General features: G+C 64.0%; 21 protein-coding genes. 12 read left to right on the plus strand and 9 right to left on the minus strand.

Annotated features, from left to right (window positions below):
* Position 1: 1 nt before the first annotated feature.
* From DSD28_RS00105 to DSD28_RS00115, 3 genes are all read right to left on the minus strand, one after another.
* Positions 2-1,537 carry a sugar ABC transporter ATP-binding protein gene (locus DSD28_RS00105; protein WP_119254321.1) on the minus strand — a complete coding sequence of 512 codons (1,536 nt, stop codon included), beginning with the start codon at positions 1,535-1,537 and terminating at the stop codon, positions 2-4.
* A gap of 64 nt (positions 1,538-1,601) precedes the next feature.
* A complete protein-coding gene (gene rhaS, locus DSD28_RS00110; protein WP_119254322.1) occupies positions 1,602-2,597 on the minus strand; it encodes a rhamnose ABC transporter substrate-binding protein in 996 nt (331 codons plus the stop codon).
* Positions 2,598-2,647: 50 nt separating this feature from the next.
* Positions 2,648-3,460: a DeoR/GlpR family DNA-binding transcription regulator gene (locus DSD28_RS00115; protein ID WP_119254323.1), complete on the minus strand. Its 813-nt coding sequence runs from the start codon at positions 3,458-3,460 to the stop codon at positions 2,648-2,650.
* Between the two features lie 202 nt (positions 3,461-3,662).
* Here DSD28_RS00115 and DSD28_RS00120 point away from each other — a divergent pair, with 202 nt between their 5' ends.
* From DSD28_RS00120 to greA, 4 genes are all read left to right on the plus strand, one after another.
* Entirely contained in the window at positions 3,663-5,759 is a 2,097-nt protein-coding gene (locus DSD28_RS00120; protein ID WP_119254324.1) for a bifunctional rhamnulose-1-phosphate aldolase/short-chain dehydrogenase, read from the plus strand.
* A gap of 24 nt (positions 5,760-5,783) precedes the next feature.
* Positions 5,784-7,076, plus strand: a complete 1,293-nt coding sequence (rhaI, locus tag DSD28_RS00125) for an L-rhamnose catabolism isomerase (RefSeq protein WP_119254325.1) — start codon at positions 5,784-5,786, stop codon at positions 7,074-7,076.
* 167 nt (positions 7,077-7,243) lie between these two features.
* Complete coding sequence (locus DSD28_RS00130; protein WP_119254326.1) at positions 7,244-7,453, plus strand: hypothetical protein; 210 nt, start codon at positions 7,244-7,246, stop codon at positions 7,451-7,453.
* A gap of 101 nt (positions 7,454-7,554) precedes the next feature.
* Positions 7,555-8,037 carry a transcription elongation factor GreA gene (gene greA / locus DSD28_RS00135; protein ID WP_119254327.1) on the plus strand — a complete coding sequence of 161 codons (483 nt, stop codon included), beginning with the start codon at positions 7,555-7,557 and terminating at the stop codon, positions 8,035-8,037.
* Positions 8,038-8,129: 92 nt separating this feature from the next.
* Here greA and DSD28_RS00140 read toward each other — a convergent pair whose 3' ends face one another.
* Positions 8,130-9,368, minus strand: coding sequence for a saccharopine dehydrogenase family protein (locus DSD28_RS00140; RefSeq protein WP_119254328.1), 1,239 nt, complete (start codon positions 9,366-9,368; stop codon positions 8,130-8,132).
* 37 nt (positions 9,369-9,405) lie between these two features.
* Positions 9,406-10,506, minus strand: a complete 1,101-nt coding sequence (locus tag DSD28_RS00145) for a carboxynorspermidine decarboxylase (RefSeq protein ID WP_119254329.1) — start codon at positions 10,504-10,506, stop codon at positions 9,406-9,408.
* Between the two features lie 517 nt (positions 10,507-11,023).
* Between DSD28_RS00145 and DSD28_RS00150 the strand changes: the two genes are divergently transcribed.
* The gene (locus DSD28_RS00150) at positions 11,024-13,300 is read left to right on the plus strand and encodes a heavy metal translocating P-type ATPase (protein ID WP_119254330.1); all 2,277 of its coding nucleotides are present in this window, start codon (positions 11,024-11,026) and stop codon (positions 13,298-13,300) included.
* On the plus strand, positions 13,297-13,863 hold the full coding sequence (locus tag DSD28_RS00155) for an SCO family protein (protein WP_119254331.1): 567 nt from the start codon (positions 13,297-13,299) through the stop codon (positions 13,861-13,863). The genes DSD28_RS00150 and DSD28_RS00155 overlap by 4 nt, the downstream gene beginning before the upstream one ends.
* Positions 13,864-13,962: 99 nt before the next feature.
* Here the strand turns inward: DSD28_RS00155 and DSD28_RS00160 are convergent, their stop codons facing one another.
* Positions 13,963-14,379 (minus strand): MerR family transcriptional regulator, encoded by a 417-nt coding sequence (locus DSD28_RS00160; RefSeq protein ID WP_119254332.1) that lies wholly within the window; start codon positions 14,377-14,379, stop codon positions 13,963-13,965.
* Between the two features lie 460 nt (positions 14,380-14,839).
* Between DSD28_RS00160 and DSD28_RS00165 the strand changes: the two genes are divergently transcribed.
* The 3 genes from DSD28_RS00165 (at position 14,840) to DSD28_RS00175 (ending at position 17,777) form a co-directional block, all read left to right on the plus strand.
* Complete coding sequence (locus DSD28_RS00165) at positions 14,840-15,775, plus strand: L,D-transpeptidase family protein (RefSeq protein ID WP_432430834.1); 936 nt, start codon at positions 14,840-14,842, stop codon at positions 15,773-15,775.
* A gap of 16 nt (positions 15,776-15,791) precedes the next feature.
* A complete protein-coding gene (locus tag DSD28_RS00170) occupies positions 15,792-16,499 on the plus strand; it encodes a L,D-transpeptidase (protein ID WP_119254334.1) in 708 nt (235 codons plus the stop codon).
* Between the two features lie 84 nt (positions 16,500-16,583).
* Entirely contained in the window at positions 16,584-17,777 is a 1,194-nt protein-coding gene (locus DSD28_RS00175) for an amidohydrolase family protein (protein ID WP_119254335.1), read from the plus strand.
* 173 nt (positions 17,778-17,950) lie between these two features.
* Here the strand turns inward: DSD28_RS00175 and DSD28_RS00180 are convergent, their stop codons facing one another.
* Entirely contained in the window at positions 17,951-20,512 is a 2,562-nt protein-coding gene (locus DSD28_RS00180) for a GcvT family protein (protein ID WP_119254336.1), read from the minus strand.
* Positions 20,513-20,779: 267 nt separating this feature from the next.
* Between DSD28_RS00180 and chrA the strand changes: the two genes are divergently transcribed.
* On the plus strand, positions 20,780-22,168 hold the full coding sequence (gene chrA, locus DSD28_RS00185; RefSeq protein ID WP_245424695.1) for a chromate efflux transporter: 1,389 nt from the start codon (positions 20,780-20,782) through the stop codon (positions 22,166-22,168).
* A 3-nt stretch (positions 22,169-22,171) separates the two neighbouring features.
* Here the strand turns inward: chrA and DSD28_RS00190 are convergent, their stop codons facing one another.
* Positions 22,172-22,729 (minus strand): XRE family transcriptional regulator, encoded by a 558-nt coding sequence (locus DSD28_RS00190; protein ID WP_119254338.1) that lies wholly within the window; start codon positions 22,727-22,729, stop codon positions 22,172-22,174.
* 71 nt (positions 22,730-22,800) lie between these two features.
* Between DSD28_RS00190 and DSD28_RS00195 the strand changes: the two genes are divergently transcribed.
* Positions 22,801-23,937, plus strand: a complete 1,137-nt coding sequence (locus DSD28_RS00195; RefSeq protein ID WP_119254339.1) for an aminotransferase — start codon at positions 22,801-22,803, stop codon at positions 23,935-23,937.
* A gap of 162 nt (positions 23,938-24,099) precedes the next feature.
* Complete coding sequence (locus DSD28_RS00200) at positions 24,100-24,246, plus strand: DUF1127 domain-containing protein (protein ID WP_119254340.1); 147 nt, start codon at positions 24,100-24,102, stop codon at positions 24,244-24,246.
* 536 nt (positions 24,247-24,782) lie between these two features.
* Here DSD28_RS00200 and DSD28_RS00205 read toward each other — a convergent pair.
* Positions 24,783-25,487, minus strand: a complete 705-nt coding sequence (locus DSD28_RS00205; protein ID WP_119254341.1) for a ParA family protein — start codon at positions 25,485-25,487, stop codon at positions 24,783-24,785.
* Positions 25,488-25,491: the final 4 nt, after the last annotated feature.

Genomic DNA, 25,491 nt, shown 5'->3' on the forward strand with positions numbered 1-25,491 from the left:
CCTATGCATTGCCGGTCGCCGCGCGCACCAGCGTTTCCGCCGTCAGCCCGTCGCGGTCGTACAGGCCGGCCATCAGCCCCTCGCGCATCACCATCACACGGTCCGACATGCCGAGGATTTCCGGCAGCTCGGAGGAGATCATGACGATGGAAAGGCCTTCGCCGGCAAGTTCCGAGATGAAGGCATGCACGGCGGCCTTGGAGCCGATGTCGATGCCCTTGGTCGGCTCGTCGAGAATGATGACCTTCGGCTTCGTGGCGAGCCATTTGCCGATCACCACCTTCTGCTGGTTGCCGCCCGAAAGCGTGCCGACCGGCACGGAGAGCGCGGCGGCGCGAAGGTCCAGCCGCTCTGCATATTTGCGCGCCAGCGAAAACTCGTTGATCGCTTTCAGGAAGCCGCGTGCCGAGGTGCGGGCGAGCGAGGGCAGCGACATGTTCTGGTAGATCGGCATTTCCAGCGCGAGGCCGTGGCGGCCGCGCTCCTCAGGCACGTATACGATGCCGGCGGCAATGGCGTCGGCGGAGGAGCGGATGGCGATCTCGCGCCCGTCGAGGAAGGTCTTTCCCGAGGCCGGAACGGTCATGCCGAACAGCGACTGGCAGAGTTCCGAGCGCCCCGCGCCGATGAGGCCGTAGACACCGAGGATCTCGCCGCGCCGGAGATCGAAGGAGATGTCGCGGAATTCCGTGTCGTGACAGTAGCCCTCGACCCTGAACACGGTCTCGCCGATGGCGACCTTGCTCTTGGGGAAGGCGTCATGCACGTCGCGGCCGACCATGAGCCGCACGATCTCCTCCTGCGGCGTTTCCTTCAGCCGGCCTGCGCCCACCATGCGCCCGTCGCGGAAGACGGCGTAACTGTCGGCGATCTCGTAAAGCTCGTCGAACTTGTGGCTGATGAAGAGGATGGCCTTGCCCTGTTTCTTCAGGTTTTCGACGATGCGGAAGAGATCGTCGATCTCCTTGCGGGAAAGGGCGGCCGTCGGCTCGTCCATGATGACGATGCGCGCCTCGACGGAAAGCGCCCGGGCGATCGCCACCAGATGCCGCTGGGCGATGGAGAGGTCCTTCAGCTTGATCGTCGGGTCGATATTGCTTTCGAGCTGGTGCATCAGCGCGCGGGCGCGCTCGTTGATGGTCTTCCAGTCGATGAGGCCGAAGCGCGTGCGCGGCGCGTGGCCGAGGAAGATGTTCTCAGCGACCGTCAATTCGTCGAAAAGCACGGTCTCCTGATGGATCGCCGTCACGCCCGCATCGATGGCGGCCTGCGCATTGGCGAAAGTCACGGGCTGGCCGTCCATGACGATCTCGCCCTCGTTGGGGCGGTAGATGCCAGTGAGGATCTTCACCAGAGTCGATTTGCCAGCGCCGTTCTCGCCGATCAGCGCCGTCACCTCGCCGGGATAGAGCGCGATATCGACGCCGTCGAGCGCCTTCACGCCGGGGAAGATCTGCGAGATGCCGCGCATCTCCAGAATGGGCGTTCCCGCCGCCTCGGCCCTCGCGACCGGAATGGAAGCTGCTGCGCTCGTCATCGACTGTACCGGAAAAGGAAAGGAAACCCGGCGGCCGGAGCCGCCGGGAGGCTGGTTCGAAGGATCAGAAGATCTTCGAGAACTGGTCGATGTTCGAGGCGTCGTAGACGAAGGGATCGGCCATGGCGGCTTCGCCATTGTCGCCGACCTTGATCTTGCCCATGCGGCCGGCTTCGATTTCCGAGCCCGGCGCGCCGTCCGTGTCACCCTTGACGAGGTGATAGGCGATCTGGGTGGCGGAATAGCCGAGGTCGATCGGGTTCCAGATGGCGAATTCCTTGGTCGCGCCCGACTTGATGGCGCCGGCCATCTCGGAGGGCAGGCCGAGGCCCGTCACGTAGACCTCGCCGATCTTGCCGGCATCCTTGACGGCCTGCGAGGCGGCAAGCACACCCACCGTCGTCGGCGCGACGATGACCTTGACGTTCGGCTGCGAGGTCAGGAGGCCGTTGGCTTCGCGGTAGGACTTGTCGGCCAGGTCGTCGCCATAGACGGTCGTGACGAGGTTGAGGCCCGGGAAGTCCTTGATCTGCTTCTTCATCTCCTCGATCCAGGTGTTCTGGTTGGTCGAGGTCGTCGTTGCCGAGAGGATCGCGAAGTCACCCTTGCCGTCCGGCAGGTGGTCCTTGGCGAGCTGCAGGCACATCTTGCCGATCAGCTCGTTGGAAGACGGGTTGAGGTGCATGATGCGGCCTTCCGGCGCCACGCCCGAATCCCAGGAGATGACCTTGATACCACGCTGCTGCGCCTTCTTCAGCGCCGGGACGACGGCGTCCGGGTCGTTGGCGGAGATCGCGATGGCATCGACGCCCTGGGCGATCAGCGAGTTGATGACTTCGATCTGGCCTTCGGCCGTTGTCGTGGTCGGGCCGGTATAGATGATCTCGACGCCGCCGAGTTCCTTGGCGGCTTCCTCCGCGCCCTTGTTGGCGGCCTCGAAGAAGCCGTTGCCGAGCGACTTGACGAGAAGGGCGATCTTCATGTCCGCGGCATTGGCCGTGGACACCATGGCGGCAAGCGCGAGCGCCGCGCCGGCGAGCAGTTTGGTGGTCAGTTTCATGGTTTTCCTCCCAGTGTTGAAACGTTCGATCCTCCCGGCCGCCCGCCTTGTCAGGCCGCCGAGGTGGAATCCTCCTTCTCGGTCGAAGCCATGGGCTTCACCGTGATGAGCCTTATGCCGGCATGAGCGACCATGGCGGCCGCCTCGTCCGAAATCCTGTCGTCGGTGATGATCGTGGTCACGTTTTCCAGCGGGCACAGAATGAGGCTGGAGCGCCGCTCGAACTTGCTGGAATCGACCATCACGATCAGCTCTTCCGCCTGCCGCATCAGCTTCTGCTCGCTCTGGATGACCAGCGCGTCCGCCTCCATGATGCCCAGCGCATTGACGCCCTGTGCGCCGATGAACATGCGCCGCGCATAGAAATTGCGGATCGCGTCATTGTCGAAGGGCGAGAGGATGAGGCTCTGGTCGCGATAGATCGCGCCGCCCGGAACGCTCACCGTGCATTTCGAATGCTTCACCAGATGCTCGGCGATGGCGAAGGAATTGGTCATCACCTGCAGGCGGCGGGCCGACATGAAATGCACCATCTGGAACGTCGTGGTGCCGCCGTTGATGATGATCGAGTCGCCTTCCTCGCAGAGCTCTACCGCGCGGCGGGCGATTGCGCGCTTGCGATCGATATTGATCGATTCGGACACCTTGAACGGACGCGCCGCCAGATTGCCGAGCTGCGGCGGGTGCACGGCCTCGGCGCCGCCGCGCACGCGGCGCAGCTTGCCTTGAACATGCAAGGCGGCGATGTCGCGGCGGATCGTGGCTTCGGATGCCTCGGTCAGTTCGGCGATATCCTGCACCGTCACGACGGGCTTTTCCTGGATCGCGCTCAAAATGATGCGATGGCGTTCGCGTTCGTGCATGGGGCTCCTCCTCAGTATGATTTATTCGCATTCAATTTATCTTGTCAATCAGAAACGATCAAAAAAGAGCATATTGCACTGCACAATGATCTTTAATGATCAAAAATGATTGACATTGCGAGGTGAGGTGCGCCATAGCTCTGACAAAGGAGACGGGAGGCCGCGCCGGCATCCCGTGATTGGACAGACCAGGGAGGATGTCATGACGGGCCAGCCCCGCCTTCTCGAAAACCGTTGGGACGACGCCTATGCCGCGAGGCTCGACGAGCCCGGCAAGCTGCTCTACCGCTCCAATCTCCTCGGCGCCGACAAGCGCATCACCAACTATGGCGGCGGGAATACCTCGGCCAAGGTGGAGGAAACCGATCCGCTGACGGGCGAGAAGGTCCGCGTCCTGTGGGTGAAGGGCTCCGGCGGCGACGTCGGCACGATCAAGCTCGACGGTTTCGCCACGCTCTACATGGAGAAGCTGGAAGCGCTGAAGGGCATCTACAGGGGTGTGGAGGACGAGGACCGCATGGTCGGCTTCCTGCCGCACTGCACCTTCAACCTCAACCCGCGCGCCGCCTCCATCGACACGCCCCTGCACGGCTTCGTGCCCCATGTGCATGTCGACCACATGCACCCGGACGCGATCATCGCCATCGCCGCCTCGAAGAATTCGAAGGCGCTGACGGCGCGGATCTTCGGCGAGGAGATCGGCTGGCTGCCCTGGCGCCGCCCCGGCTTCCAGCTCGGCCTCGACCTCGAAGCCTTCGTCAAGGCGAATCCGAAGGCCAAGGGCGTCGTGCTCGAAAGCCACGGCCTCTTCACCTGGGCGGACGACGCCAAGGATTGCTACCTGCTGACGCTCGACATCATCAACCGGGCGATCGAATGGTTCGCCGGGGAGACGGAAGGCAAGACGATCTTCGGCGGCGCCGTCGCCACGAGCCTCGACGAAGCCGGGCGCCGTGCCGTCGCCGCGAAGCTGATGCCGGAAATCCGCGGCCGCATCGGCAAGGGCGAGCGCAAGCTCGGCCATTTCGACGACCAGGCCGCCGTGCTGGAATTCGTCAATTCGAAGGACCTGAAGCCGCTCGGCGCGCTCGGCACTTCCTGCCCGGACCATTTCCTGCGCACCAAGATTCGCCCGCTGATCGTCGATTTCGATCCGGCAAAGCCCGACGTGGACGCTGTGATCGCCGGTCTCGACAAGGCGCTGGAAGACTACCGCGCCGACTACACGCGCTACTATGAAGCCTGCAAGCGCGGCAATTCACCGGCCATGCGCGATCCGAACCCGGTCATTTTCCTCGTTCCCGGTGTCGGCATGCTCTCCTTCGCCAAGGACAAGGCGACGGCGCGCATCGCCGGTGAATTCTACGTCAACGCCATCAACGTGATGCGCGGCGCCTCCACCGTCTCCGAATATCAGGGCCTGCCCGAGCAGGAGGCCTTCGACATCGAATACTGGCTGTTGGAGGAGGCAAAGCTCCAGCGCATGCCGAAGCCGAAGAGCCTTGCCGGCCGTGTCGCCTTCGTGACGGGCGGCGCCGGCGGCATCGGCCGCGCGACGGCAGAACGGCTGGCGGGCGAGGGTGCCTGCGTGGTGCTCGCCGATATCGATGGCAATGCGCTGGCGGAAGTCGGTGCGGATTTCGCGAAGAAGTATAGCGGCGATGTCGTGCGCACCGTTACGCTCAACGTGACGGACGAGGCGGGCGTCATTTCTTCCTTCGCGGAGGCCTGCGTCGAATTCGGCGGCGTCGATATCCTCGTCTCCAATGCGGGCATCGCCTCTTCCGCGCCGGTCGAAAGCACGGAGCTTTCGATGTGGAACAAGAATATCGATATCCTCGCGACCGGCTATTTCCTCGTCTCGCGCGAGGCGTTCCGCCTCTTCCGCCGCCAGAACATCGGCGGTAACGTGGTCTTCGTCGCCTCCAAGAACGGCCTTGCCTCCTCGCCCAACGCCTCGGCCTATTGCACGGCCAAGGCCGCCGAGATCCATCTTGCGCGCTGCCTTGCGCTGGAAGGCGCGGAAGCGGGCATCCGCGTCAACACGGTCAACCCGGACGCGGTGCTGCGCGGCTCGAAGATCTGGGGCGGCGAGTGGCGCGAACAGCGCGCCGCCTCCTCGAAGATCGAGGTGAGCGAGTTGGAGGAGCATTACCGCAAGCGCTCGATGCTGAAGCTCAACGTCTTCCCGGAGGACATCGCCGAGGCGATCTATTTCCTCGCATCGGACCTTTCGGCAAAGTCGACGGGCAACATCATCAACGTGGATGCCGGCAACGCGCAGAGTTTCCCGCGCTAGTCCGCGTGGATCAGGGAGGATGGAATGGCTGAATTCAGGATCGCGCAGGATGTCGTCGCGCGGGAAAACGACAGGCGCGCCTCGGCGCTGAAGGAAGACTACGAGGCGCTCGGCGCGAATCTCGCCCGCCGTGGCATCGACATCGAGGCCGTCACGGGCAAGGTCGAAAAGTTCTTCGTCGCCGTCCCCTCCTGGGGCGTCGGCACGGGCGGCACGCGCTTTGCGCGCTTTCCCGGCACCGGCGAACCGCGCGGCATCTTCGACAAGCTGGACGACTGCGCCGTCATCCAGCAGCTAACGCGCGCCACGCCCAATGTCTCGCTGCATATTCCGTGGGACAAGGCCGATCCGAAGGAGCTGAAGGCCAGGGGCGACGCCCTCGGCCTCGGCTTCGACGCTATGAACTCCAACACCTTCTCCGATGCGCCCGGCCAGGCGCATTCCTACAAATACGGCTCGCTCAGCCACACGGATGCGGCAACGCGCGCCCAGGCGGTCGAGCACAATCTGGAATGCATCGAGATCGGCAAGGCCATCGGCTCCAAGGCGCTGACGGTCTGGGTCGGCGACGGCTCCAACTTCCCCGGCCAGAGCAATTTCACCAGGGCCTTCGAGCGCTACCTCGCGGCCATGGCCGAGATCTACAAGGGCCTGCCTGACGACTGGAAGCTGTTCTCCGAGCACAAGATGTACGAGCCGGCCTTCTATTCGACGGTTGTGCAGGACTGGGGCACGAATTATCTCATCGCCCAGACGCTCGGCCCCAAGGCCCAGTGCCTCGTCGACCTCGGCCATCACGCGCCGAACACCAATATCGAGATGATCGTCGCCCGCCTCATCCAGTTCGGCAAGCTCGGCGGCTTCCACTTCAACGATTCCAAATATGGTGACGACGACCTCGATGCCGGCGCCATCGAGCCCTACCGGCTCTTCCTCGTCTTCAACGAGCTGGTGGATGCGGAGGCACGCGGCGTCGAAGGCTTCCATCCGGCCCACATGATCGACCAGTCGCACAACGTCACCGACCCGATCGAGAGCCTGATCAACAGCGCGAACGAAATCCGCCGCGCCTATGCGCAGGCCCTCCTTGTCGATCGCACGGCGCTTTCCGGCTACCAGGAGGACAACGACGCCCTGATGGCGACGGAAACGCTCAAGCGCGCCTACCGCACCGATGTAGAGCCGATCCTCGCCGAGGCCCGCCGCCGCACGGGCGGCGCCGTCGACCCCGTCGCGACCTATCGGGCCAGCGGCTACCGCGCCAGGGTCGCCACCGAGCGCCCCGCCTCCGTCGCCGGTGGCGGCGGCATCATCTGAGTCTATCGGGCTTCCCCCAAATCCTCTCGACCCCGGCGAATGTGGTTTTCGCCGGGGCTTTTTTGCGCGCGGAATTCCGTCGTCTGTACGCTTTCGCACAAAGTTCAGATGGCCCGGAACTTCCGGTGACGTTGCGTGTTCGATTCCTGCCGTGAAGGGAGGGCGAAATGAACGAACAGACCGATATCCAATTGCATTTCGACGTTCTCAGTTGCCGTGCGCTGGTGTGCTGCGAGGGCAAGGACTATGTGCTGCCGGATGCCTATCCGACCCGCGAGGCGGCCGAGGCGGCGGCGAAGAAATTCGCCTGGGAAAAGCTTGGCGCGCAGAAGCGTCGCGGCCGCAAGCCGTCCGACCTTGCCATCTGGCTGCGGTAGCTTTCGCGCGCGAATGTCCGTAAGGATAGGCTTTTGAGCAATTCCGGCAGCCGCCAGGCAATTTGGCGGCCCGGATTGCGTGTTCATAACGGAGTTCGCGCGTGAGCGTTGCATTCGTCAAGGAAGAGAGCGCGGAGACGGCGGCGGAAACCCAGCTGCCGGACCGTCCCGTTTCGCCGCATCCCAATCTCGTGACGGAGACGGGCCTGAAGGTGCTCGAGCGCCAGCTTCAGGAGGCGAAGGAGGCCTATGAGGCCGCCAATGCGATCGAGGACATCAATGAGCGCCGCCGCCAGCTGGCCGGCCCCGTGCGGGATTTGCGCTACCTTGCCGAGCGGCTGCGCACCGCCCAGCTCGTTCCGGCTCCCGCGACGAACGACGCCGTAGCCTTCGGCAGCACCGTCACCTTCAACCGGGACGACGGCCGCGTGCAGACCTACCGCATCGTCGGCGAGGACGAGGCCGATCCCAAGGCGGGGTCGATTTCCTATGTCTCCCCCGTCGCGCGCCTCCTCATGGGCAAGGCGGTCGGCGATGTGGTGACGATGGGCGGGCAGGAACTGGAGATCGAGAAGATCGCCTGATTGGCGATAGCCGTCATGAGAAAGGCCGGCATTACGCCGGCCTTTCCGTTTTGGCAGCCTTGCCCATGCCGTCCACGGCATGGGCATCGAGCTTAGAAGCTGACGGCGCGGTCGCCGTCCTCGTCCTGGATACGGGTCGGCAGGCCGATCCGGTTCAGGAGGTTGATGAAAGGCTTCGGCGGCAGTTCTTCCACGTTTGCCATCTTCTTCACGTCCCATTCGCCGGTGGCGACCAGCATCGCGGCGGCGACCGGCGGCACGCCGGCGGTGTAGGAGATGCCCTGCGAGCCGACTTCTTCATAGGCTTCCTTGTGGTCGGCCACGTTGTAGATGAAGACGGTCTTTTCCTTGCCGTCCTTCAGACCCTTCACGTAGTCGCCGATGCAGGTCTTGCCCTCGTAGCCGGGGGCGAGCGATGCCGGATCGGGCAGCACGGCCTTGACGACCTTGAGCGGCACGACTTCCTGGCCTTCGGCCGTCTTGACCGGCTGCTCGGAGAGCAGGCCGAGGTTCTTCAGGACGGTAAAGACGTTGATGTAGTGATCGCCGAAGCCCATCCAGAAGCGCACATTCGCGCCGTCCATGTTCTTGGCGAGCGAATGCACCTCGTCATGGCCGCACAGATAGGCGCGGCGCGTGCCGACGACCGGCAGGTCGTAGTCCTTGCCGATCTCGAACATCTTGTTGGTCTGCCACTCACCGTTCTGCCAGGAATAGACGACGCCGGTGAATTCGCGGAAGTTGATTTCCGGGTCGAAGTTCGTGGCGAAGTACTTGCCGTGGCTGCCGGCATTGATGTCGACGATGTCGACATCCGTGACCTTGTCGAGATATTCGTCCTTGGCGAGCTTGGCATAGGCGTTGACGACGCCCGGGTCGAAGCCGGCACCGAGAATGGCGGTGATGCCCTTCTCCGCGCATTCGGCGGCGCGCTTCCACTCGTAGTTACCGTACCACGGCGGGGTCTCGCAGATCTTGCCCGGCTCTTCGTGGATCGCGGTGTCGATATAGGCAACGCCCGTATCCATGCAGGCGCGCAGCACCGACATGTTGAGGAAGGCGGTGCCGACATTGATGACGATCTCGGACTTCGTCGACGTGATGAGCGCCTTGGTGGCCTCGATGTCGAGCGCGTCGAGGGCATGGCCTTCGAGTACGCCCGGCTGCTTCATCGCCTTCTTCTCATGAACGGACGCGATGATCTTGTCGCACTTCGCCTTGGTGCGCGAAGCGATGTGGATGTCGCCGAGCACGTCGTTGTTCTGGGCGCACTTATGCGCAACGACCTGTGCAACGCCGCCGGCGCCGATGATGAGCACGTTCTTCTTCATTTCCCGGAATAGCTCCTTCTGGGGTTGATGAGGGGGATTAGGAAAGGCTTGCTTCGTAGTCCGCGTAATCGAATTCGCGGACGGTGCGGATGCTGCCATCGAGTTCACGGATGGCGATCGCCGGCATTTTCACGCCGTTGAACCAGTTCTTCTTGACCATGGTGTAGCCGGCGGCATCCTGGACCGAAATGCGGTCGCCGACCTTCAGTTCCTGCTCGAAATTGAACTCGCCGAAGATGTCACCGGCAAGGCAGGACTTGCCGCAGACCATGTAGCGGTGCGGCCCGGTATTCGGGGAAAGCTTTGCGCTCTCGCGGTAGATCAGCAGGTCCAGCATGTGCGCCTCGATGGAACTATCCACGATGGCGAGGTCCTTGCCGTTGTTGAGCGTGTCGAGCACGGTCACCTCAAGCGAGGTGGACTTGGTGATCGAGGCTTCGCCCGGCTCCAGATAGACCTGCACGCCGTATTCGCCGGCAAAGCGCTTCAGCCGCTCGGCGAATTTTTCCAGCGGGTAGTCCGCGCCGGTGAAGTGGATGCCGCCACCCAGACTCACCCATTCCGCCTTCTTCAGGAGCGGCGCGAACTTTTCCTCGATGGTGCCGAGTATGCGGTCGAAGAGGTCGAAATCGCCGTTCTCGCAGTTGTTGTGGATCATGAAGCCCGACACGCGGTCCATGACCGGCTCGACCTTCTTCACATCCCATTCGCCGAGGCGCGAGAAGGGGCGGGCGGGGTCGGCAAGGTCGAAGCTCGACGAGGAGATGCCCGGATTGAGGCGCAGGCCCCGGACGATGCCGGAAGCCTTGTCGGAAAAGCGGTCGAGCTGTCCGATGGAGTTGAAGATGATCTTGTCGGCGTGGCTGATGACCTCGTCGATCTCGTAATCGGCATAGGCGACGGAATAGGCGTGCGTTTCCTTGCCGAAGCGCTCGTGGCCGAGGCGCACCTCGTTCAGCGACGAGGAGGTGGTGCCGTCCATGTAGTCCCGCATGAAATCGAAGACCGACCAGGTGGCGAAGCACTTCAGCGCCAGCAGCGCCTTGGCGCCGGAAATCTCGCGCAGCAGCGCGATCTTTTCCATGTTGGCGAGAAGCTTCGACTTGTCGATCAGATAGTAGGGCGTGTTCAGGGACATGGAGGGCCTGTCTTCTTGCTGTGGATCGCGCGCCGGAACGCGAGGAATCGCGGCAGAAGAGGCGTCAGCCTCCCGCTCCGCGTGGGCTCAGGGAAGGAACCGTCTGTTACGGTATCGTCGTCCGGACACGGCGATGTGACAGCGCCCTGGCGCTGTTCGCACGGTCAAGGTATCGGGTGAAATGGAGGACGGGCAGGCGCGGTGTCTTCGCCGGCCGCACGGAGGCGTCAGGCGTAACGGCGTCTAAGCCAGACCGTGCCGCGATGGCACGCATCGTAAAGCGTTCTTCCGTTCGGGGGGCATCTACCGAGCCCATCCCCGATTGGAAGAGGGCGTCGCAAGACATGGCGTCCTCCCCAACCAGCAGATGAAACCTGCAATAAGTGGGCGCTCTCTAGCACAGGCCGGCCGCAGAATTCAATGCGGTACTTTGGCCGATTTTTTTCGAAATCGGCTCTTGCACCTCTAGTCGCTAGAGGTCGTAGAACATCCTCAACAGACTGAAGAGGATTATGCGATGTCCGATGTGAAAGAGACGCGTTTCCGGGTGGAGGGCATGGATTGCGCCTCCTGCGCCAGCAAGATCGATACGGCCGTGCGCCGCATGCCGGGGGTCGCGGACGTTTCCGTTTCCGTCACAGCCGGGACGATGCGCGTGCAGCACGACGTGACGAGTGACCTGGAGGCGATCCGCCGCAAGGTCTCCGGCCTCGGCTATACGGTGACGCCAGGCGCGGCCGTGGCGGCGGAAAAGCCTGCGGGCAAGCATGTGCACGGCCCCGGCTGCGATCATGACCACGGGCACGATCACGACCATGCACATGATCACGACCACCACGACCATGATCACGCCGGCCACGACCACGACGCCAAGCCGAAGGCTGCGGCCATCGAAGGGCTACATGGGCACGACCACGGCCCATCGGAAGGCCCGTGGTGGAAGGGCAAGAAGGGCCGCCTCACCATTCTGGCCGGCGCATCGCTGGTCGTCGCCTACGGTATCGGCCATCTCTTCCCGGCGATCGAGATCTATGCCTTCATCATCGCGATGTTCGTCGGCCTCGTGCCGATCGCCCGCCGCGCCATCATGGCTGCGCTCGCCGGCACGCCCTTCTCCATCGAGATGCTGATGACCATCGCCGCCGTCGGCGCCGTCATCATCAACGCCACGGAGGAAGCGGCCGCCGTCGTCTTCCTGTTCCTCGTCGGCGAATTGCTGGAAGGCGTTGCCGCCGGCAAGGCGCGCGACAGCATCCGCTCGCTCTCCGCCCTCGTGCCCAAGACCGCGCTTCTCGAAGAAAGCGAGGGTCGCACGAAGGAAGTACCGGCCGAGCAGCTCGCCGTCGGTGCCGTCATCCTCGTGCGTCCGGGCGACCGCATTTCCGCCGACGGTACGATCATCGAGGGCGAAAGCGCCATCGACGAAGCGCCCGTCACCGGCGAAAGCACGCCCGTGCGCAAGGAAGTCGGGGACACGGTCTTCGCCGGTACGGTCAACGGCGATGCGGCCCTGCGCATCCGCGTCACCGCCGCCGCATCCGACAACACCATCGCCCGCGTCATCAAGCTGGTCGAGGAGGCACAGGAATCGAAAGCTCCGACCGAGCGCTTCATCGACCGCTTTTCCAAATATTACACGCCCGGCGTGGTCGTCGTCGCCGCGCTCGTCGCGCTCGTCCCGCCGCTCTTCTTCGGCGGCGTCTGGAGCGAATGGGTCTACAAGGGCCTTGCCGTCCTGCTGATCGGCTGCCCCTGCGCGCTGGTCATCTCCACGCCTGCCGCCATCGCCGCCGCGCTTTCGGCCGGCGCGCGGCGCGGCCTGCTCATGAAGGGCGGCGCGGTGTTGGAGGGCCTGGGCAAGCTCACCGCCATCGCCTTCGACAAGACCGGCACGCTGACCGAGGGCAAGCCTGTCGTCACCGACATCGTCGCCTTCTCCCAGCCGGCGGCTGAGGTCCTGCGCCTCGCCGCCGCGCTGGAGGCCGGCTCCAGCCATCCGCTGGCCCTAGCCATTCTCGGCAAGGCTGCCGACGACGGCGTCGTTCCCCCGGTCGCCACCGGCTCCCGCGCGCTGGGTGGCAAGGGCGTCACCGCCACGGTCGAGGGCAAGGACATCTTCCTCGGCTCGCCCAAGGCCGCTGCCGATCGCGTCACGCTCTCGCCGGAGGTGCAGGCAGCCACCACGGCGCTCAACGACGACGGCAAGACCGTCTCCATGCTGATCGTCGACGGTGTTCTCGCCGGGGCCATCGCCATGCGCGACGAGCCGCGCGCCGATGCCGCCGCCGGCCTGAAAACCTTGCGCGACGCCGGTATCAAGACGATCATGCTGACCGGCGACAATGCCCGCACGGCGAAAGCCGTCGGTGCCGAACTCGGCATCGAGGTCCGCGCCGAGCTGATGCCCGAGGACAAGCAGCGCATCGTCGGCGAACTCCAGCGCGAAGGCTTCGTCGTCGGCAAGATCGGCGACGGCATCAACGACGCCCCGGCGCTCGCGGCCGCCAATATCGGCATCGCCATGGGCGGTGGCACGGACGTCGCGCTGGAAACGGCGGATGCCGCCATCCTGCACGGCCGCGTCGGCGACGTCGCGCTGATGACGGATCTTTCCAGGCGCACCATGCGCAACATCACGGAGAACATCGTCATCGCTCTTGGCCTCAAGGGTGTCTTCCTGGTCACCACCATCGTCGGCATCACCGGACTCTGGCCGGCGATCCTCGCCGATACCGGTGCCACTGTGCTCGTCACGATGAACGCCCTGCGTCTCCTGAGGCCCATCAAGGGATGAGGCGTAGGACATTCTCCGGCCTTTTCATCGGGGCCGCGATCGTCGGAGCGACGGCCGCCGCCCTCATGTCGCGTGCCGACCGGCCGAAACAACGCGCCTTCACCCTGCAGACGGTCGACGGCGATCCCTTCCGCTCGGCCGATCTTGCCGGCAAGCCCTATCTCGTCTTCTTCGGCTTCACTCATTGCCCGGATGTCTGCCCGACCGCGCTCTTCGAGCTGTCGGCGCTCCTGAAGGATATCGGCCCGGCGGCCGATCGCATCACGCCGCTCTTCGTCTCCATCGATCCCGAGCGGGACACGGCGGATTTGCTGAAACTCTACATGACATCCTTCGCCCCGAGGATCGTCGCACTCCGCGGCGATGCCGCGCAGACGAAGGCGGCGGCGGATGCGTTCTCGGCCTTTTACCGGAAGGTCCCGACGGCGTCAGGCAGCTATACGATGGAGCATACGGCGGGGCTTTTCCTCATCCGCGCCGACGGCCGCCTGCAAGGCATGCTCGACATGCACGAGCCGCGTGAAAACCAGCTGCAGAAACTGAAGCTGCTGGCCGCGTCCTAGAGCATTTCCAGCCGAAGCGAAATCGCTTCGGCGTCGGATAATGCGATAAAAACAAGAATCTAGAACACGTTCGGAGAACCGGAGTTCACCGGACGTGCTCTAGTCGTGGTCGTCGGTGCAGAGGTCGTGGTTGGCCAGCGCCCGGATGACGTAGCAATCGCTGATCTGATCGGAGTGGCAATGGCTGGTGATGCGCTCCAGCTCCGCCTCCAGCTTGCGCAGCCGGTCGATCTTGCGCCGCACGGTCGCAAGCTGCTCGGCGGCGATGCGGTCCGCGTCGTGGCAGGGGCGTTCGGGGTGCTGGCTGAGGTCGATCAGCTCACGGATCGCATCGATGGTGAGGCCGAGGTCGCGGGCATGGCGGATGAAGGCGAGCCGGTCGCGCTCCTCGCTGGAATAGCGCCGCTGGTTGCCCTCGGAACGTTCGGCATGGGAGAGCAGGCCCATCTGCTCGTAGTAGCGGATGGTCGGAACCTTGACGCCCGTTTCCCTGGAAAGATCGCCGATCGTCAGCATTGCATTCGCCTCTTCAATGAACCCACCAAGAGATGTGGCGGGCACCGTCGCAAATCAAGTTTTCTCTCGGTAGAGCGGCCCGGCGCAAGCGTCTGACGATATTGTGTTCGTGCCGTGATGTCAGGTCGAAAGAAAGCCGCAAAGCTGGGGTTGAAGCTCAAGGGGCTTGAGGATTTAAGCTCCAGCCGAACTGCAGCCCCGGATTTGGGGCGAAAACTGAGGCATGACGCCGCGCGAGGGCCGATGAAGGCCGTAAGATTAACGAAGTTCTAAGCAATCGCTTGGACTCTGAACCGAGACGCGCCGCGGGGACTGCGGCGCACCACGGACCCCGAAAAACCGAAAACGACCCATGTTTGCGCTTCGCCACCGTCTTTCTCTTGAAACTGCCCGCCTGCGTCTCCCGCTTCTCGCGCGTCTTGCCGCTGCGACCGTCGCCGGCGGCCTGCTTGCCGGCTGCATGGCCATGGACGTCGCTTCGCTCGCCGAGGCGCCGAAGCTTTCCAACAAGGTGAAAGCCGAGATGTCGAAGAAGAAGATGCGCCCGGAGAGCCCCGTGCTCGTGCGCATCTTCAAGCAGGAAAGCGAGCTGGAAGTCTGGAAGGTCGATACGAGCGGCAAATATGCGCTCTTCAAGACCTATCCGATGTGCCGCTGGTCCGGAAAGCTCGGGCCGAAGACGAAGAGTGGCGACCGCCAGGCGCCGGAAGGCTTCTACCATGTCTCCGCCGGCATGCTGAACCCGAATTCGCAATACTATGTCTCGTTCAACCTCGGCTATCCGAACAGGCTGGAATCGGCGCTCGGCTATTCGGGCGAGGCGCTGATGGTGCATGGCGCCTGTTCGTCCTCGGGCTGCTACGCCATGACGGACCAGGGCGTCGGCGAGATCTACGCCATCGTCCAGAAGGCGCTGGAGAGCGGGCAGGACCGCTTCCAGGTGCAGGCCTATCCCTTCCGCATGACCACGGAGAACATGGCCAAGCACAAGGGCGACCCGAACATGCCCTTCTGGCGCACCCTGAAAGAGGGCTACGACGCTTTCGCCTTCACCAAGCGCCAGCCGAAAGTCTCCGTCTGCGGCGGCCGCTACGTCTTCAACAAGGAATTCGCGACCGGCGAGCCGAGCGATCCGCTGGCGCAGTGCCCGGCCACCGTCGACGGCGCCGACAATGAACTGATGGCGAAGATCGGTGCGGAACAAAAGAAGCTGGATGCGGCTTTTGCAGGCGCCGCGCCGGTTTCCAGTTTCTCCTATTCGGATGGCGGCATGCATCCGAGCTTCCGCTCGCTGCTCAAGCAGGAGGGAGCAAAGGGCATGGCCGCGCGCATCTCGCGGACGAAGTACCCGGTCAGCCGGCCCGAAGCCGCTCTTGCCGATCCCTATGACGATTGATGTGTGAGGACATGTATTGACTGGTGAAAGCGTAACCCGCCGGTCCTTCCTGCTCGGCAGCGCAGGATTGGCAACCACCGTTCTGGCCGGCTGCACCTCGGTGCCCGTGCGAGAAAGGGTGGCCGTCGAGCCCGAGCCGGTTGATACCAGCATCTACGCCGCCATGTACGGGCCGAAGCCGGACGAGCAGTTCCCGCTGCCGGCCATCCCCTACCAGAAGATCGATCCGCGCTTCTATCGCCAGATGGTGCCGAACCCCACCGGCGAGCGCCCCGGCGTGATCGTCGTCGATACCGCGAGCCATTTCCTCTACCTCACCTATGAGGATGGGCAAGCCATGCGCTATGGCGTCGGCCTTGGCCGCGCCGGTTTCGAATGGGCCGGCCGCGGCGTCATCCAGTACAAGCGCGAATGGCCGCGCTGGACGCCGCCGGACGAGATGATCGGCCGCCAGCCGGAGCTGGAGCCTTACAGCTCCCGCAACGGCGGCATGGAGCCCGGCCTCAAGAACCCGCTCGGCGCCCGTGCGCTCTATATCTTCCGCGACGGCGAGGATACGCTCTACCGCATTCACGGCTCGCCGGAATGGTGGACCATCGGCAAGTCCGTCTCGTCCGGCTGCGTGCGCATGATGAACCAGGACGTCATCGATCTCTATAATCGCGTGCAGAACGGCACGCCCATCGTGGTGCTCGGTTCGCCGGCCGTTGCCGCGGCCTATTGACTGTATACGATTTTCGCGTCTAATTGTGTGCGATATGGTTTGCTCTCATCGGGCAGGCCCGGTCGCGCATGATGGAGACGCGAGATGACGGAAACTCTTTTCACCAATGCGAAGCTGGCCGATGGCTCGCTGAAGGATATCGGCGTCGTGCACGGACGCGTCGTCTCGATCGCGCCGGCCGGCACGACATCGGATGCGGCGCGGAGGATCGACATTGCCGGTGCGCTGCTGGTGCCGGCCTTCGTCGAGGGTCATATCCACCTCGACACGAGCTTCTACGGCGACAAGTGGATCCCGCACAAACCCTGCACGAATGGTTTCGATGTGCATGAGCGCGTCGCCTTCCAGGCGCAGAACATGGCGCAGGCCGCGCCGATGGACGAGCGCGCCCGCAACCAGCTCGAGCTTTGCGTCGCCAATGGCTCCCTCCAGATGCGCAGCCATGTCATGGTCGACGGTTCCGTCGGGCTGAAGTCGCTGGAGACGATCCTGAAGGTCCGCGAGGAATATCGCGGCATCATCGATATCCAGCTCGTCGCCTTCCCGCAGAGCGGCATCCTGAAAAGCCCTGGCACGCCGGAGCTTCTGGACGAGGCTATCGCCATGGGCGCCGATCTCGTCGGCGGCCTCGATCCGGCGAGCTTCGACCGCGATCTTCAGGGCCATCTCGACGTCGTCTTTGGCGTCGCGGAAAAGCATGGCGTCGGGGTCGACATCCATCTCCATGATTTCGGTACGCTCGGCGCCTTCACGGTGGAGGAGATCTGCGCCCGCACGGTGGCGCTCGGCATGCAGCACAAGGTCGCGATCAGCCACGCCTACGGTCTCGGCAATCTCGACCGGGATGCCGCCCGCCGCATAGGTGCGAAGATCGCCGCCGCCGGCGTCTCCATCATGACCAACGCGCCCGGAGACCATGCCTTCCCGCCGGTCGCGCTCCTGCGCGCCGAGGGTGTCAACGTCTTCGCCGGCAACGACAATATCCGCGATTCCTGGTGGCCTTACGGCGATGGCGACATGCTCGGCCGCGCCATGATGATCGGCTACCGCTCCGGCTTCTACACGGACGAAGACCTCGCCGCCGCCTTCGATATCGTCACCGCGGCCGGTGCCAAGGCTCTCGGCCTCGAAGGCTACGGCATCGCGCTTGGCGCCAAGGCCGACTTCGTGACGCTCGCCGCCGAACATGTGCCGGAGGCGGTTGTCGCGGTTCCGAAAGGCCGGCGGGTCTTCAAGGAGGGCCGACTGGTCGCGGAGAACGGCGCGGTGGTGCGATAATCTCTCCGCCGTCACCTCTCGTCGAACAACCTCTCCTTCGTCATGGTCGGGCTTGATCCGAGGGTAACGAAAGAGAGGGCGTGCTTGAAGTGAATGGACGGTCAAAGTCTTCGCAAACCAAAAAGGCGTGCCGGCTTTCCACCGACACGCCTTTTCGTTTGATGTGAAGCCGCTTACGTGCGCGGCTTCAGGTTCTCGGGATCGTAAAGCGGCTTGTAGCCGATGCTGACCACCTCGACCGGGTAGCTCTCGTCGAAATATTCGATGTTGAGCTTGCGGCCCTCCTGGCAATAGGCATGCGGCAGGTAGGCAAGCGCGATGTTCTTGCCGATGGTCGGGCCGAAGGCGATGGAGGTCGTGTAGGAGCGGCGGCCGAGGTCGTCGATCAGGATTTCGCCGGTGGCCGGGTCCACGACCGGCAGGTTGCCGAGCGGGTAGCGCTTGACGCCGTTCCTGTCCGTATTCTCCGTCATGACGAGCGTGCAGAGCATGGCGGGCTGGTGGTCGCGCGCCTTGTATTCCAGATGCTTCGCCTTGCCGCGGAAGTCGGCTTCCTTGACCTTCGGGCGGGCAAGGTCGGCCTCGATGAGGTTGTACTGGGTAAGAAGGTCGGCGTTCTGGAGGCGCAGGCTCTTTTCCATGCGGCGCGAGTTGGCATAGGTCTCGACGCCGACAGCCATGACGCCGGTCGAACGCAGTGCATCCCAGACGGCAAGGCCGTCCTCGTATTTCATATGCAGTTCCCAGCCCTGCTCGCCGACATAGGAGATGCGGAAGGCGGTGACGTTCTTGCCGGCGATCTCGATCTGCCTGATCGCGGCGAAGGGGAAGTTCTCGACGTTCAGGCCATCGGGATCGGCCACCACCTTCTTCAGGTTCTCGCGGGCGTTCGGACCCCAGATGCCGATGGTGATGAACTTCTCCGACGTGTCGGTGATGGTAACGTCGAGGCCGCGATCCTCGGCGACGCGCTTCATGTAGTGGAAGTCGCGCGGGCCGGCATCGGCGCCGTTGACGAGGCGGCAGCGGTCGGCCATGCGGAAGACGGTGAAGTCGGCGCGCACCATGCCCTCGTCGTCGAGGAAGTGGGTATAGACGCCCTTGCCGATATTGCCGTCGCCGCCGATTTTCGCCGCGCAGAGCCATTCCAAGAGCTCGACATGGTCGGGACCTTCGATATCGACCATATGGAAGTGCGAGAGGTTGATGATGCCGCAGTCCTCGCTCAGCGCCAGGTGCTCGGCATTGGAGACGCGCCAGAAGTGGCGGCTGTCCCATTCGTTCTCGCGCACCGGCACGCGGTCACCGTACTTTTCCAGAAGGTGCTCGTTGGCCTTGTAGCCATGCGCACGCTCCCAGCCGCCGAGTTCCATGAAGTATCCACCGAGCTCCACCTCGCGCTCGTAGAAGGGCGAGCGCTTGACGCCGCGGCCCGAGGCATAGGGCTCGCGGTTGTGCACGGCCGGGAAGTAGATCTTCTGGGCGGCCTCGTAGGTGCGGCCCTCGATGAACTTCTCTTCCAGCTGGTGCGGGTAGAAGCGCGAATAGTCGATCGAGTTGTGGTCGATCTCGGTGCGGCCGTCCGTCATCCAGTCGGCGATCAGCTTACCGTAGCCGGGACCATCCTTGACCCAGATGGCGACGCAGTACCAGAGGCCGCGCACCTTCTGGCTCTCGCCGCAGGACGCGCCGCCGCCGGCGGAAACCTGCAGCAGGCCGTTGAAGGAATGGCCTTCGTTGTAGCCGAGTTCGCCGAGGATCGGCGTCAGCTCCATGGCCTTTTCGAGCGGCTCGAGGATCTGTTCCATGTCGAGGTCGCGCTGCGAGGGCGACAGGCGCGCCTCGTGCTTTTCAAGAATGTCGCGCGGATGGCAGAGACGCGGATTGGTGGTCTCGTAATAACCCCATTCGATCTGGCCGCCCTCGGTGGTCTTCGGGTCGCCCGTGTCGCGCATATAGGCCGAATTGCCCTGGTCGCGCAGCAGCGGGAAGCCGATTTCCTTGCCGGTGCCTTCGAATTCGTTGTACGGGCCGAAGAAGGTCAGCGGATGGTCGACGGGCATGACCGGCAGGTCCTCGCCCACCATCTCGGCGATCAGGCGGCCCCAGATGCCGGCGCAGACGATGACGTGGTCGGCCATGATCGTGCCGCGATGGGTAACGACGCCCTTGATGCCGCCCTTCTCGACGATGAGCGCGGTGGCCGGCGTGTTGCCGTAGACCTGCAGCTTGCCGGACTTCTCGGCGGCATCGACCAGCTTGCCCGCGACGGTCTGCGAACGCGGGATGACGAGGCCGGCATCGGGATCGAACAGGCCGCCCTGCACCTGGTCTTCCTCGATCAGCGGGAACATTTCCTTGATCTCGGACGGCGAGACCGAGCGGGCGCGCGTGCCGAAGGCGCGGGCGGAGGAAAGCTTGCGCTTGATCTCCTCCATCCAGGCGTCATCGCCCGTGCGGGCGACTTCGAGGCCGCCGATGCGGGCGTAGTGGCCCATCTTCTCGTAGAAATCGATGGAATACTGGGTCGTCCAGACCGAGAGATAGTCGTGGCTGGTCGTGTAGCAGAAGTCCGAGGCATGCGCCGTCGAACCGATATCGGTCGGGATGCCCGACTTGTCGATGCCCACGATATCGTCCCAGCCGCGCTCGATGAGATGGTGGGCGATGGACGCGCCCACGATGCCACCCAAACCGATGATGACGACCTTCGCCTTTTGCGGAAACTCTGCCATGCTGATAGACCCCGATGAGAAATTGCGCCCGATTTTAGGGCCTCGCTCGACGCCAGTGCAGCCTGTCTGCGACTCGTCCGCGACCAGTTCCGACAGTCCCTGAAAGCGGTGCCCCCGGCCGGTGGTGCGACCCTAGCCGAATGCCAGTCCGGCGCCACCTCTTTTTTGAAATGGCGAAGGTGGGGAGCGGCTGTCGAATCCGTGTCATAAGAAGAGGCCATGTAGCGGGCCGGTTCGACGGGGAGAGGACATTCGATGGATGAGGCAATGACCGCGCCTGCAAATTCGGACGCGCTGCAGGGCCACGGCGTTTCCTTCGGCGAGGCGCTGCGCGTGTGGGCGCGGGTCGCGGCGCTCAGCTTCGGCGGGCCGGCGGGGCAGATCGCGGTCATGCACCGCATCGTCGTCGACGAGAAGCGCTGGATCGGCGAGAGCCGTTTTCTCCATGCGCTCAACTATTGCATGCTGCTGCCGGGGCCGGAGGCGCAGCAGCTTGCCGTCTACATCGGCTGGCTGATGCACCGCACCTGGGGCGGGCTGGCCGCCGGCCTTCTCTTCATCCTGCCGGGATTTCTTTCCATCCTCGCCCTCAGCTATGTCTATGTGATCTTCGGCGATGCCGGCGTCGTCGAAGGGCTGTTCGTCGGCCTCAAGGCGGCGGTGCTGGCCGTGGTGGTGCAGGCGGTGTTCCGCATCGGCAGCCGGGCGCTGGTCAATCCGGCGATGATCGCCATTGCTGCCGGCGCCTTCATCGCCATCTTCGCCTTCAAGGTGCCGTTCCCGCTCATCATCCTCGTTGCCGCCATCGTCGGCTATGCCGGGTCGCGGTCGGGATCGCGCCTGTTCCGCACCGCCTCCGGCCACGCGGCCGCGCACGGAGCCGTGCTGCAGGATCGCGATTCGCTTCTCGGCGAAGGGACGCCGGCCCATGCCCGCCCCGATCTCCTCTGGTCGCTGAAGATATCGGCGGTGCTTCTCGGCCTCTGGCTCGGGCCGGTCGCGCTCATCGCGGTCTTCGCCGGCGGCGGCAATGTCTTCACCGAGATCGGCATCTTCTTCAGCAAGATGGCGGTCGTCACCTTCGGCGGGGCCTATGCGGCGCTTGCCTATGTCGCGCAGGAGGCCGTGCAGCACTACGGCTGGCTGAGGCCGGGCGAGATGCTCGACGGGCTCGGCATGGCGGAAACGACGCCGGGGCCGCTGATCATGGTGCTGCAATTCGTTGGCTTTCTCGGAGCCTATCGCGATCCCGGCAGCCTCGATCCGATGGTGGCCGCGACGTTTGCCGCGATCCTCACCACATGGGTCACCTTCGTTCCCTGTTTCCTGTGGATTTTCCTCGGCGCGCCCTTCATCGAGAAGCTACGCGGGAATGCCGCCCTTTCCGGCGCCCTGTCGGCGATCACCGCCGCGGTGGTCGGCGTCATTCTCAACCTTGCCGTCTGGTTCGCCATTCACACGCTGTTCGGCCGGGTGACTGTGCTGGCCGCCGGCCCGTTCCATATCGAACTGCCCGTCCTTGCGACGATCGTCCTGCCCTCGGCGCTGCTGGCGGCCGCGGCCGCCTTCGCGCTTTTCCGGCTGAAGGCGTCTGTGCTGCTGACGCTCGGCCTTGCGGCGCTGGCCGGCATCGGCTGGCGGCTGCTGGCCGGTTGACGGTCAGGCGATGACGTTGCGCACGAAACGCACGGGCACGTCGCCGGGATTGGCATAGGCATAGGCCCGGTCGGTGCCGTAGACGGCAAAGCTGCCCGCCGGATAATCCTTCACCGTACCCGAAAGTTCGAGCCGTAGCGTGCCTTCCGTCACCAGCACCATCTCGTGCCAGCCGGCCGGGTCCGGCTCCGCCTCGTAGCGCTCGCCGGGGCCGAGCGACCAGAGCCACATCTGTGCCTCCACCGTTGCCGGCGCGGAGCCGAGCAGGACGGCGGTGCTTTCGGCATGCTTTCCCCGCCACGTCACCTCGTTGATCTCGGCGGATGGCGCCCGGGCGGGATCGCGCACGAGATCGACGAAGCCGACGCCCATCGCCGCGGCAAGCTTGTCGAGGCTCGAGAGGCTGATATTGGCGTCGCCTCCCTCGAGCGCCACGATCATGCGGCGGCTGATGCCGGAGGCTTCCGCCAGTGCCGCCTGGCTGAGACCCGCCGCCTGCCTGAGGCGGCGCAGGTTGCCCGAGACATGGGCGAGGACGTCGCTGCGTTCTTGACTGTGCAATATACTGCTCTATCGTTCGTGTCGAAGGGCTGCTGCCCGCTTTTCGCTTTCTAACCCGAAAGGACCCCGCCATGAAGATACGTGATTTCGGCGTCGAGATCTGGATGAACCGCTATGAGAACCATTGCGAGCTCAATCTCGCGGAAACCTGCGTCGAATCGCTGACGGTCGCCGAGCTGCTCGACATGGCCGGCAAGCGCGACGACATCCTGTCCGAGCTGCTGCCGATGAAGCTTACCTACGGTGCGATCGAGGGCAGCGATCGGCTGCGCGGGCAGATCGCCGGCCTTTACGAGAAGCAGGCGATCGAGAATGTCGTCGTCACCCATGGCGCGATCGGCGCCAATGCGCTGGTGCACGAGACGCTGGTGGAGCCCGGCGACCGCGTCGTCTCGGTCCTGCCCACCTACCAGCAGCACTATTCGATCCCCGAAAGCTTCGGGGCGGATGTCGGCATTCTCAAGCTGACGCCCGAGCACGGCTTCCTGCCGGATCTTGCCGAGCTGCGCCGCCTTGCCACGCCCGGCACGAAGCTCATCTGCCTCAACAACCCCAACAATCCGACCGGTTCGCTGATGGATCGCGACTTCCTCTCGCAGGTCGTCGAGATCGCGCGTGGCTGCGGCGCCTGGATCCTCTGCGACGAGGTCTATCGCGGCACGGACCAGGAGGGCGAGGGCATGACGGCCTCCATCGCCGATCTTTATGAAAAGGGCATCAGCACCGGCAGCATGTCGAAGACCTATTCGCTGGCGGGCCTCCGCCTCGGCTGGATCGTCGGGCCGAAGGCGCTGCTTCACAAGGTTTCCATCCATCGCGATTACAACACGATCAGCGTCGGCATGCTGGACGACCATTTCGCGGCCATCGCGCTGGAAATCCGCGACAAGATCCTTGCGCGCAGCCATGAGATCACCCGGCGCAACCTTGCCATCCTCGCCGAATGGGTGGAGGGCGAGCCGCTGATTTCCTGGGTGAAGCCGAAATCCGGCACGACCGCGCTCCTGAAATACGACCTCTCGCTCACTTCCGAGGCCTTCTGCACCAGGCTGCTGGAGCGCACCGGCGTCATGCTGACACCCGGCAGCGCCATGGACATGGAAGGCTATCTTCGCATCGGCTACGCCAATGGCGAAGCGATCCTGCGCGAGGGCCTGAAGCGCTTCACCACCTTCCTTCGCGAGGAGCAGGCCGCGCGCGCCGCATAGCTGCTTCGTTAATGAAACCTTACTCACCCATGCATCCACTGCATGGGTGACGTGCCAGCTTCGCGCTTTTCCGCAGCGCAGCATGACGGTACAAGGCGGCCATCGAAAGACGCGGCGCCACGGACCGGTGCCGAACAGAGAGCCCTACGAAAGGGGATCATCATGAACATGGCACGTTCCTTCAACAATTGGCGCAAGTACCGTCAGACCGTCAACGAACTCGACCGCATGTCCGCTCGCGAACTGCGCGACCTCGGCATCGAGCGTTCGGAAATCAAGGCTGTCGCCCGCGCCGCCGTCGGCTTCTGACCGACGCCGCAAGGCAAGATTTCAAAAACGCCCGCCTTCCGGCGGGCGTTTTTGCATGTGCGAACGAATCACCTCGGCGAGACTTAATTCAACGGAATTGAGATATACGTTACGCGCATAACGCATAGCTGCATTGCAAAACGGTGCCTATGAAATAATCAGGAATCGGATATAGTCACACTTATCGAAGCAACGTACCTCCTCCCACGAAGCTTCGATGGATGCAGAAGGCCTACTCCTCCTCCTCCCAGGGCCGACTGCGGGAATGACGACACTCCTCCTCCCAGTCGTCATTCGGTTCTATCGGAAAGCCTGCCGCACCTCCTCCCGCGGCAGGCTTTTCCGCTTCTGGACCTGAATTTTCTCAAAAGAACAGTTCGAACGCTGGCGGGCCGGGCTTGGCGGATGTGCCCCTGCTCTCCGTCATTATGCCTATATCTCCGTCGTCATGCTCGGGCTTGACCCGAGCATCCATCCTGTCGGTAGAGGCAGGTGCAGGAGCGTGGAAGGCGGGGACGCCGGAAAGAAGCGGTGCCTCAGGCGACGTTGCGAAGGCCCGGAATGCCGGCCTGTCGCGCGGCGGGAATCTGCTGCAGCACTTCCAGCGCCAGCGCGCGGGCATTCTCCTGGGCCTTGTCCAGATTGCTGACGCGGCGCGCATCCATCGAATAGAGCGTGCCGCCGCAGCCGAACATGTCGCGGAAAGCGGAGCGTTCGATGATCGGCGTTTCGAGAAGGTGTACGCGCCGGGCGGCGAGCAGGCCCTTGACGGCGTTCATTGCGCGGGTCGTCACCATCGAGTTGACGCGCGTCAGCACGACGGAATGGCGGATGCGGATATCGGCCTTGTCCTCGAGATATTGCAGGAGCTCGATAACATTGGCGCCGCCCTGGGCGTCCATGGCCGACCCCTGCACGGGGATCAGCACATAGTCGGCATGGCCGACCGCCTTGGCGAGCAGCGAGGAGCGCGAGCCCGGCAGGTCGATCAGCACGAAATCGGCGCGCGCCTTCTCCTCGGCGAGCTGCCGGTCGATCGAGTTCATGGTGACGTAGGGCACCACGGTCAGCTTGCCGAGCGCGCTTTGCGACGTCTCGTACCAGCGGGTGATCCAGTGCTGCGGATCGGCGTCGAGCACCGAGACGCGGAAGCCGAGGCGGGCAAGCTCGGTGGCGAGCAGCAGCACCGCCGTCGTCTTGCCGGCGCCGCCCTTGGTATTGGCGAAGGTGATGACGGGCATGGGC

Source organism: Shinella zoogloeoides, from assembly GCF_003574625.1.
GTDB lineage: Bacteria > Pseudomonadota > Alphaproteobacteria > Rhizobiales > Rhizobiaceae > Shinella > Shinella zoogloeoides_A.

Excerpts from the sequence above, each read along its gene's own strand:
- DSD28_RS00105 (WP_119254321.1), bottom strand. The coding sequence starts at position 1,537 with ATGACGAGCGCAGCAGCTTCCATTCCGGTCGCGAGGGCCGAGGCGGCG.
- rhaS (WP_119254322.1), bottom strand. The coding sequence starts at position 2,597 with ATGAAACTGACCACCAAACTGCTCGCCGGCGCGGCGCTCGCGCTTGCC.
- DSD28_RS00115 (WP_119254323.1), bottom strand. The coding sequence starts at position 3,460 with ATGCACGAACGCGAACGCCATCGCATCATTTTGAGCGCGATCCAGGAA.
- DSD28_RS00120 (WP_119254324.1), top strand. The coding sequence starts at position 3,663 with ATGACGGGCCAGCCCCGCCTTCTCGAAAACCGTTGGGACGACGCCTAT.
- rhaI (WP_119254325.1), top strand. The coding sequence starts at position 5,784 with ATGGCTGAATTCAGGATCGCGCAGGATGTCGTCGCGCGGGAAAACGAC.
- DSD28_RS00130 (WP_119254326.1), top strand. The coding sequence starts at position 7,244 with ATGAACGAACAGACCGATATCCAATTGCATTTCGACGTTCTCAGTTGC.
- DSD28_RS00140 (WP_119254328.1), bottom strand. The coding sequence starts at position 9,368 with ATGAAGAAGAACGTGCTCATCATCGGCGCCGGCGGCGTTGCACAGGTC.
- DSD28_RS00145 (WP_119254329.1), bottom strand. The coding sequence starts at position 10,506 with ATGTCCCTGAACACGCCCTACTATCTGATCGACAAGTCGAAGCTTCTC.
- DSD28_RS00150 (WP_119254330.1), top strand. The coding sequence starts at position 11,024 with ATGTCCGATGTGAAAGAGACGCGTTTCCGGGTGGAGGGCATGGATTGC.
- DSD28_RS00155 (WP_119254331.1), top strand. The coding sequence starts at position 13,297 with ATGAGGCGTAGGACATTCTCCGGCCTTTTCATCGGGGCCGCGATCGTC.
- DSD28_RS00160 (WP_119254332.1), bottom strand. The coding sequence starts at position 14,379 with ATGCTGACGATCGGCGATCTTTCCAGGGAAACGGGCGTCAAGGTTCCG.
- DSD28_RS00165 (WP_432430834.1), top strand. The coding sequence starts at position 14,840 with ATGGCCATGGACGTCGCTTCGCTCGCCGAGGCGCCGAAGCTTTCCAAC.
- DSD28_RS00175 (WP_119254335.1), top strand. The coding sequence starts at position 16,584 with ATGACGGAAACTCTTTTCACCAATGCGAAGCTGGCCGATGGCTCGCTG.
- DSD28_RS00180 (WP_119254336.1), bottom strand. The coding sequence starts at position 20,512 with ATGGCAGAGTTTCCGCAAAAGGCGAAGGTCGTCATCATCGGTTTGGGT.
- chrA (WP_245424695.1), top strand. The coding sequence starts at position 20,780 with ATGACCGCGCCTGCAAATTCGGACGCGCTGCAGGGCCACGGCGTTTCC.
- DSD28_RS00195 (WP_119254339.1), top strand. The coding sequence starts at position 22,801 with ATGAAGATACGTGATTTCGGCGTCGAGATCTGGATGAACCGCTATGAG.
- DSD28_RS00200 (WP_119254340.1), top strand. The coding sequence starts at position 24,100 with ATGAACATGGCACGTTCCTTCAACAATTGGCGCAAGTACCGTCAGACC.
- DSD28_RS00205 (WP_119254341.1), bottom strand. The coding sequence starts at position 25,487 with ATGCCCGTCATCACCTTCGCCAATACCAAGGGCGGCGCCGGCAAGACG.